The 14,627-nt window shown below is 45.5% G+C and carries 11 protein-coding genes; 6 read left to right on the top strand and 5 right to left on the bottom strand.

All coding sequences use genetic code 11. The annotated features are described in order from the left end of the window. The first annotated feature begins 261 nt into the window (after positions 1-261). Together ACFI6J_RS18330 and ACFI6J_RS18335 are read left to right on the top strand one after the other, a co-directional pair. A complete protein-coding gene (locus ACFI6J_RS18330; RefSeq protein WP_014948110.1) occupies positions 262-1,668 on the top strand; it encodes an aldehyde dehydrogenase family protein in 1,407 nt (468 codons plus the stop codon). Between the two features lie 11 nt (positions 1,669-1,679). Continuing rightward, positions 1,680-2,096, top strand: coding sequence for a VOC family protein (locus ACFI6J_RS18335; protein WP_049588357.1), 417 nt, complete (start codon positions 1,680-1,682; stop codon positions 2,094-2,096). A gap of 52 nt (positions 2,097-2,148) precedes the next feature. On the opposite strand, the gene ACFI6J_RS18340 is transcribed toward ACFI6J_RS18335, so the two are convergent. Further along, positions 2,149-2,868: a PepSY domain-containing protein gene (locus ACFI6J_RS18340; protein ID WP_239259185.1), complete on the bottom strand. Its 720-nt coding sequence runs from the start codon at positions 2,866-2,868 to the stop codon at positions 2,149-2,151. A gap of 77 nt (positions 2,869-2,945) precedes the next feature. On the opposite strand from ACFI6J_RS18340, the gene ACFI6J_RS18345 reads away from it, so the two are divergent. Beyond that, positions 2,946-3,416 (top strand): LabA-like NYN domain-containing protein, encoded by a 471-nt coding sequence (locus ACFI6J_RS18345; protein WP_014948113.1) that lies wholly within the window; start codon positions 2,946-2,948, stop codon positions 3,414-3,416. A 114-nt stretch (positions 3,417-3,530) separates the two neighbouring features. On the opposite strand, the gene ggt is transcribed toward ACFI6J_RS18345, so the two are convergent. Then, positions 3,531-5,249: a gamma-glutamyltransferase gene (gene ggt / locus ACFI6J_RS18350; RefSeq protein ID WP_423082930.1), complete on the bottom strand. Its 1,719-nt coding sequence runs from the start codon at positions 5,247-5,249 to the stop codon at positions 3,531-3,533. Positions 5,250-5,325: 76 nt separating this feature from the next. Beyond that, positions 5,326-6,702 carry a Na+/H+ antiporter NhaC family protein gene (locus tag ACFI6J_RS18355; protein ID WP_039230999.1) on the bottom strand — a complete coding sequence of 459 codons (1,377 nt, stop codon included), beginning with the start codon at positions 6,700-6,702 and terminating at the stop codon, positions 5,326-5,328. Between the two features lie 196 nt (positions 6,703-6,898). On the opposite strand from ACFI6J_RS18355, the gene ACFI6J_RS18360 reads away from it, so the two are divergent. Together ACFI6J_RS18360 and ACFI6J_RS18365 are read left to right on the top strand one after the other, a co-directional pair. Further along, positions 6,899-8,872 (top strand): glycoside hydrolase family 3 N-terminal domain-containing protein, encoded by a 1,974-nt coding sequence (locus tag ACFI6J_RS18360; protein WP_338852926.1) that lies wholly within the window; start codon positions 6,899-6,901, stop codon positions 8,870-8,872. A gap of 106 nt (positions 8,873-8,978) precedes the next feature. Then, positions 8,979-10,049, top strand: a complete 1,071-nt coding sequence (locus ACFI6J_RS18365; RefSeq protein ID WP_348670488.1) for a mechanosensitive ion channel domain-containing protein — start codon at positions 8,979-8,981, stop codon at positions 10,047-10,049. Between the two features lie 159 nt (positions 10,050-10,208). Here ACFI6J_RS18365 and ACFI6J_RS18370 read toward each other — a convergent pair whose 3' ends face one another. Together ACFI6J_RS18370 and murQ are read right to left on the bottom strand one after the other, a co-directional pair. Then, positions 10,209-11,711, bottom strand: a complete 1,503-nt coding sequence (locus tag ACFI6J_RS18370) for a DUF1343 domain-containing protein (RefSeq protein ID WP_348670489.1) — start codon at positions 11,709-11,711, stop codon at positions 10,209-10,211. Between the two features lie 18 nt (positions 11,712-11,729). Further along, positions 11,730-12,743 (bottom strand): N-acetylmuramic acid 6-phosphate etherase, encoded by a 1,014-nt coding sequence (gene murQ / locus ACFI6J_RS18375; RefSeq protein ID WP_348670490.1) that lies wholly within the window; start codon positions 12,741-12,743, stop codon positions 11,730-11,732. Between the two features lie 190 nt (positions 12,744-12,933). Between murQ and alr the strand changes: the two genes are divergently transcribed. Then, positions 12,934-14,010, top strand: a complete 1,077-nt coding sequence (gene alr / locus ACFI6J_RS18380; protein WP_039225023.1) for an alanine racemase — start codon at positions 12,934-12,936, stop codon at positions 14,008-14,010. Positions 14,011-14,627 lie beyond the last annotated feature (617 nt).

Here is a 14,627-nt window from a genome sequence, read left to right on the forward strand (position 1 = left end):
TAATTTTTCGACCTTTTATTTTTATATAATCTTGTTATCGCTTCAACGTTAACTGTTTATACTTCTTAAGTGTAACGTCAGCCACTTGCACCTAAAATACGAGCTCATTAAACATTAATTAACAATTTAGTTGCGTTGTCTTCGAACATCCCTATTAATATAAGATAGTATCAGTTAATTATTGCGCTGCTTTGCCCGACAACAATCTTAAGATGAGCCATAGAATTGTTGCAGTGGGCGTTATGCTATCGGAGCCTTCTTATGCCAAATAGACCTTCTCTTCACGCAGTGGAAACTGGCGTGTGTTTCGTTGACGTTGTTCACAAGCTTAACGACAGTTTCGATACAGGGAAAACCCAGTCCTTGGAGTGGCGTAAAAGCCAGTTAAAGGCATTAGAAACTTTACTGAAAGACAACCAGCACGACATTTTGCAGGCCCTTAAAAATGACCTGGGCAAATGTAAGACCGAAGCCATGGTAGCGGAACAAGGGTTTCTGCTTTCTGATATCAAGCATACGCTTAAGCATTTGGATAAATGGGCAAAGCCACGCAAAGTATCAACGCCTATGGTGGCATGGCCAGGTAAGAGCTTTCGCAAGCCTGAGCCGCTTGGCACTGTGCTTATTATCGGAGCGTGGAATTATCCGCTTCAGTTATTGCTTGCCCCTTATATCGCCGCTATTGCAGCGGGCAACTGTGCGGTATTGAAACCCTCTGAATTGGCTGAAGAAACCTCGTCGCTGGTGGCTAAGCTTATCCCCCAATATATGGATAATTCATGCGTTGCCGTAATAGAAGGCGGTAAAGATGAAGCGACGGCGCTACTTGCCTGCAAATGGGACCATATTTTTTACACCGGTGGTGAAGTGGTGGGCAAAATTGTCATGAGCGCCGCGGCCAAACATTTAACGCCAGTAACCCTTGAGCTTGGCGGTAAGAGTCCCTGCTTTGTTGATAAAAACACAAACCTTGCTGTCACCGCGCGCCGTTTAGTGTGGGGTAAATGGATGAATGCGGGCCAAACTTGTATTGCGCCTGACTATGTCATTGTTGAAAAGGGCTTTGAGCAAAAGCTTATCGATGCGGTTAAAAAAGAGCTGAAAAAGCAATACGGCAAAGCACCTTTATCGTCACGAGATTACGGCAATATCGTTAATCATCGTCACTTAAAGCGTCTTGAAAGTTACCTTGAAAACGTCAATGTGGTGTATGGCGGCGAGCTAGATGAATCTCGTCCAGCAATGGCGCCTACCCTTGTACTGGAGCCATCGCTAGATAGCCCGCTAATGAAAGAAGAGATCTTCGGCCCTATTCTACCTATTATCACTGTCGACAACATGGAGGCGGGCATTAAGTTCGTGAACAGCAGGCCTAAGCCACTCGCACTTTATGCATTTAGTGATAAGGATGATGTGCTTGATAATATTATCAGCAAAACCAGTTCAGGCAGTGTGTGTACTAACGACACTATGCTGTTTATGACTAACCCTGAGTTACCGTTTGGTGGCGTAGGAAATAGCGGCATGGGTAGCTATCATGGTCAAGCAGGTTTTGATACATTCAGCCATATTAAAACGGTAATGAAACGTTCATTCGCCCTTGACGTGTTCTTCCGTTATGCGCCGTTTTCTAAGTTTAAGCTGTCGTTGCTTAAGAAGTTTTTATAACAGGAGTTTCCATGGTTCAACCTTTTCATCTTGCCATTCCGGTCACTAATTTAACCGACGCAGAAGCGTTTTACGGTGAGTTGTTGGGTTGTGAAAAGGGCCGCAGTGATACCCAGTGGATAGATTGGAACTTCTTTGGCCATCAATTAGTGACCCATTGTGTAGAGGCTATGCCGTCGCCGCCTGCCTATAACGGGGTAGACGATCATGCTGTGCCGGTGCCGCACTTTGGCGTTGTGCTAACCATGGACGATTGGCAAGCACTGGCAAGTAAATTAGAGGCTGCCGATACCGAGTTTGTTATCGCACCTTATATTCGTTTTAAAGGAAAGCCGGGCGAACAAGCCACGATGTTTTTCAAAGACCCTTTCGGCAACGCGTTAGAGTTCAAAGCGTTCGCCGATATTTCTCAGCTTTTCGCTTCATAATAGTGGGGGCAGTTGCTCTTTGCCGTACATCAAAGAGCTGCCTGATACTAGGCTAGCGCTTCTTCTTTTTTGGTTTGAAGCGCTTATATAAAAGCGCAACACCTGTAAGGGTGAACAAAAAGGCGCTGCCCGAAAAAGCAATTAACCACGGCGTGTTAAAGTTACTTCTGTCCTTATAATCCATTATGTGCAGCATCCACATAAAATCAAACAGCCGCCATGTGTCGGTACGTACGCGCAGAACACTGCCTGTGTTTGGGTCGATATAAAACCGCGAATTAAGGTCGTCATCGAAGTTTACCTGCCATAATGGCGCAGACAGGTTTTGCACTTCTTGAGGTAACACGCTTAATAGCTGGGTCTCACCAATATCGCCAGTACCTGCGTATTGCCCTTTTGCTGCTTTACGAATAGCGCTTTCTTGCATGGTTTGCAAAGCTTCACCTGTTAATGCGCTGTAGCGATAGGCAATGTTGTCATCCACGACATGATAAACAGGAATAGCATTGAGCGAGCCCGGTTCTGCGAGGCCTACTTCATTTATGCGATGGGTGAGTGATAACACCGCAGTGCTGCTGTGGTTACGCAAAATATCAGAAGGAGTAACGGAAGCGCTGTGCCATGATGTGGTTACCCTGTTCCTTAAATGGTTACCTCTTACTTCATCTATGGGTAACCAGGCCATAACCAAGCCGCTTAAAAACCATAGGCCTATTTGTACAAATAGTATTAAGCCTAGGTAGTTGTGCGCCTTGCGCATAAATTTCATCATCAGGTTTTTTGGTTTTATTATCAAAAGGCTATAACATCAGAAAACAATAACCGAGTAAACCGAAGAAGAGGGGGGTTTTGAATAAAGCATTAGTGCTGGTAGACGTACAAAATGTGTATTACACCTGCCGTCAGGCGTACAAACGTAACTTTAATTACAACCAGTTTTGGCGTGAACTTACCTACAATTTAGACATAGCACATGCTTTTGCATACGCCATAGACAGGGGTGACAGCAAGCAACGTGAATTTCAAAACATTCTTCGTGCTATTGGGTTTGAAGTAAAGTTAAAGCCTTTCATTCAACGTGCTGACGGCTCGGCGAAAGGTGATTGGGATGTAGGTATAACAGTAGATGCACTTGAACACGCCGACGATGTTGATGAGATCATTTTGGTGTCGGGCGACGGCGATTTCGATATTCTTGTAAACGCCCTTAAAGCAAAAGGGAAAACCGTAACGGTGTACGGTGTTCCTGCATTAACGGCTGAAAGTATTCAAAAAGTGGCGTCTAAGTACGTGCCTATCGACGCCACGCTGTTGTTGTAGTTTTCAGCTTGTACTTTGTTCAAGGCTGAACTAATCACGCTGAACTAATCACGCTGAGCCCCCAAAGCTCCACTAATGTGGCTCAGCTAACAGCCCTGTGCTGATAAGGCTGTACTAATATGGTTGTACTAGGCTCTTACCTCGTCCGCTTTTTTCAGATGCGGCTTCTACACCCTCTTTAGTGCGCTTAATTAAATGCACATCACCAAAGCGACGATTATCTATGGTATAGCCCATTGCTTTAAGCTCATTTACCGTTGCCTCTGTAAACCCGTCGTGCATACGAATGGTGTCTATGGGCAATAGCTGGTGATGAAAACGTGGTGAGTTCACGGCTTCTTCAGCGCTCATATCGTAAAGCAGGGCATTCAATAGCGACTGAGTTACTGACGAAATAATGGTAGTGCCGCCAGGAGAGCCTGTTACCAGTACCACTTGGTCGTCTTTAGTGACCAGCGTTGGCGTCATAGAAGACAGCATGCGCTTGTAAGGTTCAATAGCATTCGCCTCACCACCCACTGCGCCAAAGAAGTTAGGCACGCCAGGCTTAGCACTAAAATCGTCCATTTCATCATTCAACAAAAAGCCAGCGCCAGTCACAACAACACCGCTACCAAACGTAAGGTTGATGGTCGTTGTATTGGCAACCGCGTTACCCCATCTGTCCATAATGGAGAAGTGTGTTGTATCTTCGCTTTCTTTTAAACCAGGCTTAACGCTTGGGGTATCAGAAATACTGGTAGGCTGAATATCTGCTGCGCGTTGAGTAATATAGTTAGCGTCAGTAAGCGCTTTTACCGGAACACTAACAAAGTCAGGATCGCCCATGTATTCAGCGCGGTCGGCAAACACGCGCTTACCTATTTCAGACATAACGTGAATGTATTCAGTACTGTTTTGCGCTGGCAAGTCGTGCGTTGCGTCATAGGCTTCTAGCATGCCAATCCACTGGGCAACGGCAACACCACCAGAGCTTGGAGGAGGTGCGGTCACCAGCTCATAACCTTGCCAGTTTAGGTGAAGAGGTTTGCGCCACACTGCTTTGTAAGCCAGTAAGTCTTCATAGGTAATAAGTCCGCCGTTTTGCTGCATAAAATCAACAATATGCTTTGCTACATCGCCTTTATAAAAGCCATCCTTTCCCTGTTGCTGAATAGCTTTAAGCGTTTTCGCTAGCTCTGGCTGTTTGAAGGTAGTGCCTGCTTTAGCGTGTGCAAAATACTCGCTAAAGTTGTTATTGATAGCTGCTTCTTTGGTACGCTCAATATAGTGATCAATGTTATTGGCCAGCTTCTCGTGAACCACAAAACCTTGCTCGGCCAAATCAACGGCTGGTGCGAGTAGACGCTCCCAATCCAATGTGCCGTATTTTTTATGCGCGGCCCACATACCAGCAACGGTACCAGGAATGCCAGACGCTTTAGCCCCAAACAAAGACTCGTACGGTTTTACGTCACCTTGCTCGTCAAGATACATATCGCGATGCGCATTTTCAGGTGCCATTTCACGGTAATCTAAAAAGTCGGTGTTATCTTCAAACTTTATTGTCATAAAGCCGCCACCGCCTACGTTGCCCGCCTCAGGTAGAGTAACAGCCAAGACAAACTGTGCCGTAATAGCAGCGTCAATTGCGTTACCACCTTCTTGGAGTACCTGCATTGCAGCATCGGCACTGTAGCTGTCAGGCATGGCAACGGCCTGTTGGCTAAGCCCTACTGTATTGTTGCTAGCACTATCAACAGGGGGATTTGGCGCATGGGAACATGCTGCCACTACTGAAATAAATGCCACTATTACCGAGATAAACCCGACGTTAGCTATCCGCTTTTTCATTACAAACTCCTTGTTACAGACATTGCTAAACCTTTGCGATTAGCAACTGACTTCCAGCAAGCTTTAATCAACGGCATTAACCAAGCATGATCAAGCTTGCTACAAAATAGGCAATAAGCGTAAGTGCGCCCGCAAATAGTGCGTAGGGAAACTGAGTTTTAACGTGCGTTAATACGTCAGTACCTGCTGCTAGCGAAGATACGGCAGTAGTGTCGGAAATAGGTGAACAGTGATCACCAAATATGCCGCCCCCCAAAATAGCGCCAATGACCAGTGAAGGGGGTAACCCTAAACTTTGAATCAACGGCACACCAATAGGAATTAGGATGGCGAATGTGCCCCATGACGTGCCTGTGGTAAACGACATGATCGCTCCGGCAATAAATAGCATGGGAACAATAAGCACTAAAGGAAGATACTCTCCCACTATGCCCGCGACAAACACGCCCGTTCCAAGCACCTTAAGGCTATTGCCTAAGGTTAACGACAGTAACACTATGGTTACTAGAGGAAGTAGTTCACCCATCCCTTTAAAACCAATTTCTACCGCTTCCTTGTGGGTAAAACGTTTGTGGATTAAGAGCAGGCCATAGGCAATGGCAGTGGCTAAAGCAGTAGCGTAAAGTACAGATTTGCTCCCGCTGCCTTCAGACAATACCCCATTACCTGTCCAGAACATGAAGCCAACCATGCTTAATACCATTATTATTAGCGGTACCAACATAAAACGTGCCTTGGTGGCAGGTTCCGTAGTTTGGTTAACCTCTACATGCGTGAGTGCTTTTTCTTCCTCAGCCATGGGGCCGTGCACTTTGTCAGCGGAAATAGTGTAGGCCACAATAAGTAAGGTGAAGATAGCGTAAAAGTTAAAAAATACACTGCCCCATAAAATTGAGGCTGACGAAGCTGGTAGCTCGTATGCATCGAGCAGGCTGAGTATAAATGCCCCCCAGCCGTTCAATAAAATCAAAATGCAAACGGGCGCGCTGGTGGAGTCGATGATGTAGGCTAAGCGCGCGCGGCTCATGCCGAAACGGTCAAACAGACCTCGGGCGAATATGCCGGCAGTGAGCACACTTAAGTTTGATTCTATGAATACAGCGATGCCAGTGAACATGGTCAAGCCGCCAACTTGTTTGCGACTCTTCGCTACCCCTTTGTTTACTAGAAAGTTGACCGTTGCCGTTACTCCGCCAGAGTCACGTATAAATGCGAGCAACGCGCCCACTAGTACAGAGAAAATAAGCACCCTTGTATTGCCAGGACTCGCGGCGGTATCAACCACGCGCTCTATGGCATTAATGGGCGCCATATAGCTGCTAGCGATATCAGCATTTATCAAAATTAACGCTTCCGCGCACAAAACAGCCAGCGCTAATGCGAGTATGACTTCTTTTTTCCAAAAGACGACGGCAATAGCCACAAGAGGGGGGATGACTGACATCCAATCCATACTTCTTTCCAAACTTAAATTTATGTGTGCCTAGGACTTGTTGAGCTTTGATAAGTTAATACGCTCTACTTGCCCTATAGGTATGTCTATTTGCGTAAGAGAATGTGTGATTGCAGTTCAAAGTTGGCGAACATGCTTCTCTCATTTATGCTAGCGTACCGTATTGTGCTTCGTGTTACCAAGGATTAGATAAACATTGTTATTCCAGCAAGTTATTTGTAAAAAACGTGCTTCATTGATGGGCCTTAGCGCTATCTTGTCAGGCATACTCATTTTATTAAGTGCTTCACTGTTTACTGCTAGCGCAACCGCTCAATCTGGAAGTGCTAACGCTTCGAATAATCCTAAGCCCAGCGCTGATGCCGAAACAATTCGCGCTGTAAAAAACATGCTCGGGCAAAAAATCATTTTGGATTTTCGCTATTTCTGTGAAGACAATACGCCGTCTTCGCGCTGCCGTACGCCCATGACCGTAATTCCACCGTCACTTTTAAATGTGCTTAGTACGCACAACATCGGCGGTGTTATTTTGTTTTCAGAGAACATTCAAAATACCGAGCAGTTAATTACGCTCAATTACACCATGCAGCAGCATATGGTAAAAGCAGGTCGTCAGCCGTTATTTATTGCTGTCGATCAAGAAGGGGGCAGAGTAGCAAGGTTGCCTTCAGACATGCTCTCGCCGTTTGCGGGTAACATGGCCATTGGCGCCACTTTTCATCAGCGAGGCAGCGCATTTGCGCAAAGTGTGGCATCGCATATTGGGCAAACGCTTTTACCGCTGGGAATAAACACCAATTTTGCGCCGTCGGTTGATGTAAATAGCGAGCCGAAGAACCCCGTTATTAACGTACGCAGCTTTTCGGAAAATCCAGAGCAGGTAGCCGCACTCGGGCAGACATTTGTCAGTGCTATGCAAAGTACAGGTGTAATGAGTGCTATCAAACATTTTCCAGGCCATGGTGATACCCATGTAGATAGCCACAGTGGCCTGCCGCAAGTAACGCATAGCAAAGCGCAAGCTATGGCGGGTGACATCCTTCCTTTTGCGAATATCATTAATAGTGCAACGCCTCCTGCAATGGTAATGAGTGCACACATTCAGTACCCGTCTTTAGACGATACGACAATTATTGATAAGCATGGTAAGTCACAAATAGTTCCTGCTACTTTGTCGAAGAAGATACTAAGCAATTTGCTTCGCAACCAATTAGGATATCAAGGCCTTATCGTTACTGACGCGTTAGACATGGCAGGTATTACTCAGTTTTTCTCCCATGAAGAAGCATTAGTCAGTGCATTCAGCGCAGGTGCTGATATTGCGCTTATGCCGTTCACCATAAGAAACCAAGACGACATAAAAAAGTTCGCGTTACTTTTGGATAATGCAGCAAATCGAATGTCGGAAAGCGCTTTCTTGAAAGCGTCTCATAATCGTATTATTAAGGCAAAACAGCGCTTTGCTTTGCAAAGTTTTATTTCCAAGCCCATGTCATGGTGGCTCAATGAAGCGAAAGAAAATGCTTCAATGAATAACCCTAACAGTTTGAAAAACAGAGGAATTCAAATTGAGAAAGCGCTTTCTAAATCGTCAGTTTCTGTACTCTTCGGGAAGGATGAGTTGCCAATAACTTCAAATCGCTGGTTGGCGCTTATGCCAGACGCAGCAAGATGTTTAGCATTTGAAGCCGCGCTTACACGCGCACGTTCCAACTTCAACAATAAGACTCTGGAGTTTGCGTGTTTGCCGTTAACTGCGTTACCTAAAACCCAATTAGCAATGAATCTACTAAAACAAGCTGACGTGCTGGTGGTTGGTAATATTAGTCCGCTACATGCTAACTATGAATTAGGAGGAGTCGATTTACCTGAGCATGTGAAACGACGCGCAAGCGAGACTGAGGTGATGGCATTTAGCAAAAAAATAATGGTTGCTGCGAAAGCACAGAATAAAACCGTGGTCTTTGCTCCACTGCGCATGCCATATAAAGCGCATGACGTGAAAGAGCTAGCCGATGTTGCTATTGCTACATTTAGTTATGCGGTGAACATTACACAGCAAAGTGATAAAGAAAATCAGCACGTTACGAGCTATAGTCTTAATGCTTTGGTTGATGTAATACTTGGTAGCGCGCTCGCTGAGGGACGGTCACCTGTTTCGTTGAAATAGGTGGCCACGCGAAAGCAGAGACCAAGACCAAAGATATTGCCCATTTAAGTGCGAACAAAGAGCCAAGCCAAAAGTCATTTCAAAAGCCATTTTAAAAGGAGTTATCGTGAATACAACAAATACATCAGGTGCTACGCAAACTTCATTAGTCGATACGGCATTAAGTGCGTTGTTCCCTTTTGTTCCGCTTCTTGTCGCTATTGTATTGGTAATAAGTGCGCTCATCGCACTGCACTACCTTCTGCTAGCCAAGCAGAGCCATCTTACTAGTGAGCAGAAGTTACCTCGCCAAGTTGGAATGTTGGTACTTACTATCATTGGCGCTGTTGTAATTGCAATGACGCTCCCTGTAAGTGAGAGTACTAGAAATCAGGTTATTGCACTTATCGGCGTACTTATATCAGGTGTGATTGCCTTTTCTTCTACCACCATGGTAGGGAATTTGATGGCGGGGATCGTACTTCGTGTAAATCGTCCGTTTAAAGTGGGTGACTTTATCAAGGTAGAAGGCTACAGCGGTCGCGTTACCGAAATGGGCTTGCTCGATGTGGAAATTCAGACTGAGAGCAGAGAGCTTATTGCCTTTGCCAATACGCTGATGGTGAATTCGCCCGTTTCTGTGACCAGAGCGTCTGGCGCAATTGTTAGTGTGGATATCAGCTTAGGTTACGATATTCATCACAGCATTATTGAAAAGCACTTACTTGTTGCAGCTGAAACTGCTCAGCTGTTAGAGCCATTTGTACAAGTAGTTGGGTTAGGCGACTTTTCAGTAAGTTATCGCATTTCAGGTCTACTAACCGAAGTAAAGAGTTTGCTGAGCGCGCGTTCAAGACTTCACAAAGCCGTACTCGACGCTTTGCATAATGCCGATATTGAAATTGTTTCTCCTAGCTTTATGAATCAACGCCCCCAACCTGACGGCTTGAAAATGATAGCTAAATCGCCTGGACACACTAAACAAGAAGAAGCATCTCCTGAAGACGTTATTTTTGACAAAGCTGAAGAGGCCGAGCAAAAAGAAAAAAGTAAAGAAACGCTGATGCAGACGATCGCCGATATTGATGCAAAAATCGCTGAGAGTGACGGCGAAAACAGAGATGAGCTTAAACATCAAAAAGCCACCGCTGAAGCTCAGCTCGCAGCTTTGGTAAAAACAAAAAATGAAGAAGGTTAGTTTTTACTAACTTTTTTAGCTTCCATTAAATCTGGGGCTATGCGGGTGTGAGTATTTACTTACACATTATGTGGTAAGTTTAGTATCGCTAACACTTCCTCCACATTTACCTTGATATGGTACCTCAAATTCTCAAAGCTAAAGGTGTTTATCTGTCGATCAATCCGTGTCGTCGTAAAGCAAATAGGCCTTTCGTCTTTCTCTAAATTTATTTAAATCTTTCTGCCAACTTTGGCGAATTTCTGTAGGCGTTTTGCCAGTCTGAATTTGAATTCGTAGTGCATCAGTGCCCGCTAATTTGTCGAAGAAATCTGGGCGAGTAAAGAAGGTTTCTTCAGAGGCATTACTGGCGCTGATCATCTTGTTATATTCAGAAAAACGAGAATAGGCATCTATCAATGTAGCGATATCTAAGCCACTAATTGGTGAGCGCTTGTGAGTTGTTTGCTTAGAGTCAGAGCCTTCAAAGATCGTTGGATCAGCATAAGAAAAGACATGTGCACTTAGCAGAGTATTTTCATGTTTAGGGTGGGGCGCTGCGCTATTTGCATTTACCGGTATCTCGGTTTTACCAAATTCAACAAACGGGTGGCCAATAAGTTGGAAGGGAAAGTCAGTGCCGCGACCTATACTCACGTCGGTGCCCTCAAAAAAGCACAGCGTTGGGTAAAGGAGTATCGATAAATCGTTTGGCAGATTAGGGCTAGGGGCTACGGGCAATGAATAATGTGCAGTGCGTTGATAATCCTGCACTGGGACAACGGTAAGCTTAGCGTTGTCATAACTGCTCACGTCAATATCTAACCACTGTTCCCCCACAATCATTTGAGCAAGTTCGCCCAAGGTCATACCGTGTAAGACGGGAATAGGATGCATGCCAATGAACGACGAAAATTCAGATTGAAGTACTGGGCCGTCAACATAACGGCCGTTAGGATTTGGCCTATCTAACACGATAACGTCGATATTACGCGCAAAGGCCGCCTCCAACACATAGTGCAAGGTGCTTAAATAGGTATAAAAGCGTACGCCTACATCCTGAATATCGAAAACAATCACATCGATGCCATCCAACATGTCGGGGGTAGGCTTTTTGGTTGCGCCGTAAAGGGAGTGAATAGGTATACCGGTTTTAGCATCAATATTGCTATCTACTTTTTCGCCGGCGCCTTTGTCTCCTCTAAATCCGTGCTCCGGCGACATAATACTTACAACATTAACACTGCGTTGAAGAAGGGCATCAAGCAGATGCTGATTGCGCTGGCTTGTCTTTATCTTATTTTTTTGTGCAGCCAAGCTGTTGCTCGATTCGCGCTCTTCAGGCTCAACCGTGCTAGAAGGCAATGCGCTGTGGCTCGAAACCAACGCGCTTTGGTTTACCACCAAACTAACCCGTTTACCTGCTAGCAAGGGCAGATATTTCGAGTAGCGTTCAGCGCCTACAGTAAACTGCTTAGTGCTTGATACAGGCTGCTTTTCTATTAGTGTAGGATGCTTCGCGTTGCCACCTGTATCACTTGTATATACATGTGTAGATAAGCTTTGCTGTGCACAGCCGGTAAGCGATAAGCTAATTAGTGCTAGAGAAAGTACTGCAATGAATGCGCTCGACGTTAGGCGTCTAAATACCTTGCTCAATGTGACCGAAGTTAAAACCTTCATAGCATTAGTTTACCGTGGTTATTCGCTTTTATTCACGGCGGAACGTAAATACCCACCGCTAGCATCTAATTGAGCGGCGGCCTGCTCGGCAGATTGCCCAGTTAATACCATTAAAATAGCAACTTTAGCTTTGTTATTACACGCACTAAGCGCAGCTAAAGCAACATTTTCACTGCAGTCCGTAGCCTGCATAACAATGCGAAGCGCACGGGCTTTTAGTTTTTCGTTAGTGGCATTCACATCTACCATTAAGTTTTGATAGGTTTTCCCCAGCTTAATCATTGTGCTGGTGCTAATCATATTAAGAATTAGCTTTTGCGCCGTACCCGACTTCATGCGCGTACTGCCAGTAAGTGCCTCAGGACCAACAACTGGGCATATAGCTACATCAGCATGGGTAAAAATAGCGGCGTTAGGGCTACATGCAATAGCGCCGGTAAAGCAGCCAAGCGAACGGGCATATTCCAGTGCGCCACTTACATAGGGTGTACGACCGCTTGCCGAAATACCAATAACGGTATCGTTGTGGTTTAAGGACAGCGCTACAAGATCAGCACGCCCCGCGTCGACGTCATCTTCTGCACCTTCTACGGCGTGCTGAATGGCTTTTTCACCGCCAGCTATCACGCCAACAACCAGTTCATCAGGCACGCTAAACGTGGGGCGGCACTCTACCGCATCAAGTATGCCCAGCCTGCCGCTGGTCCCCGCGCCTATATAAATAAGCCTGCCACCATTTTTAATGCTAATGGTTGCAGCATCCACCGCTTTTCCAATTTGCGGAATTTGCGAGGTAACTGCGTTTGCCACTTTCGCGTCTTCGTTGTTAATGCGGGCAAGAATGCCTTCCGTGCTTAGCGTGTCTATATCGAGGGTGTCTGGGTTTCTGCCTTCTGACACAATTTTATTCAGTGACTGGGCTAATTCGTTAACGGTGGGTTTCTTACCTGCCGCTTGATTGTCAGTACTGACTGTATTTTTAATACTGGCGTTGGCGGATGATTCTGAAGTAGAAGAATTGTGCGAAGACATTGAAAACCTTGGGGCAACGAAATTGTGATAATGAGCTAGCGCAAAGCATAACGGTATTTTATGCCATAAGAAACCTTGCGTTAGATGGTACGTTTTTCATTATTAATCCTGCGCAGCTAATACGCTTCTCGTGGTACACTTTGGCTTTCGATATTCTTTCTCATTAAACATTTAAGGAACGTGTTTTTCTGTGAGCCGACAAACGCAAGCTATCATTCATGCTGATGCCCTTTTACATAATTTTAAAGCCCTTGCTGCTTTAGCGCCCTCAAGTCAGTCTATGGCGGTAGTAAAGGCCGATGCTTATGGTCATGGAGCAGTAAATGTAGCGCGCATTCTTCAGCATGTTTCTTCGCGTTTTGCCGTAGCAATAATTGAAGAAGCCATAGCGCTTCGCGACGCGGGAATTTCTGCGCCTATTGTGGTGTTAGAAGGGGCACATCAGGCAAAAGAGTGCCAAATGGCATTTCAGCATAACTGTATATTAGTTATGCACTGCGAAGAACAGCTTACGTGGTTAGAAAGCTGCCCCGAACAGCAGCGCCCGCATATTTGGCTTAAAGTGGATAGCGGCATGCACCGGTTGGGTTTTGCCCTTTCCGATATCGAAGGGATTGCTGCTAAGTACAATCATTTACTTAGCGAGCAAACGGTTATTGCTACGCACTTTGCGTGCGCTGACGATGTAGATAATAACTTTACCAACACGCAAATCGATGCGTTCAATCAAGTAGCGAGTAAATTGGACTTGCCAACCAGCGTGGCTAATTCTCCCGCCACGGTAAACTGGCCTGCAAGTCGAAATGCTTGGAACCGTTTAGGTGTGGGGGTTTATGGCGGTGCCGTTTCTACCTCACAAAATCTCGACATTGAAATCTACCCTGCCATGACACTTCGCTCCAGTGTATTAGCGGTACGAACCATACCGGCAGGCGAGGGAATTGGTTATGGTCAAACCTGGGTAGCAAGTAAGCCCAGCAAAATTGCGACCGTTGGCATTGGTTATGCCGATGGCTATCCAAGACACTGCAAAAATGGTACGCCGGTAATGATTAGAGGTAAACGCGCCTATTTAGCTGGCCGCGTTTCTATGGACATGATCACAATCGATGTAACTCATATCGACAACGTCGCGGTGGGCGATGAAGTTGAACTCTGGGGGCAGAATGTGCCAATTCAGGAAGTTGCGGCTAATGCTGACACTATCGACTACGAATTAATGACCCGCGTTTCTCAACGGGTGCCGCGCATTGTAAAATACCTTTAACTTTCAAAGCAGTGCCAATTTGGCCAATCTTTATTTAATACCAGTCCGCATAGATAATTACCCACTCAGCGAGAGTTAAAATGTTTGTAATCGCGGCGTGTTACCGCAGGTATAGTGGTTCTACATCAAGGTGACACAACAAAGAGTACGGACATTTTAAACTCGCCCTTCGGGAAGGTCTGGCAAGCTTCCTAGCTTCATTCTGGGAATTTGAAAGGGAACAGCCATTCCTGCATTCCCACGCTTTGCTAGGAAACTTGCCAGCGCCTTCTGAGTGGGCAATGATCTATGCGGATTGGTATAATTTAATAAAGCACTATTCATTAAAAGAATGAGACTTTTACCCCCATTTTGAGCCTATACTGTATCAGCTTGGTTGCGGGATTGCGGTGAATGTTTCGCCTCCAACTGTGCTGAGCAACAACTCATAAGTGAGGTTTGTATGCGTACTTCGTTTTCTCGTCCAAGAGTGAACCGTGGAGTAGTAAGTCGACCGTCAAGACCTGTTCAGAAGAAGCAATAGGTTTGTTGTAGGCGTCTAGGGATACAAATAAAAGATACAAGAAAGCCCGGTTAGGTTGTGCCTAACCGGGCTTTTTATTTGTTGCCCTAATCAT

The organism is Alteromonas sp. G4i13 (assembly GCF_054960505.1).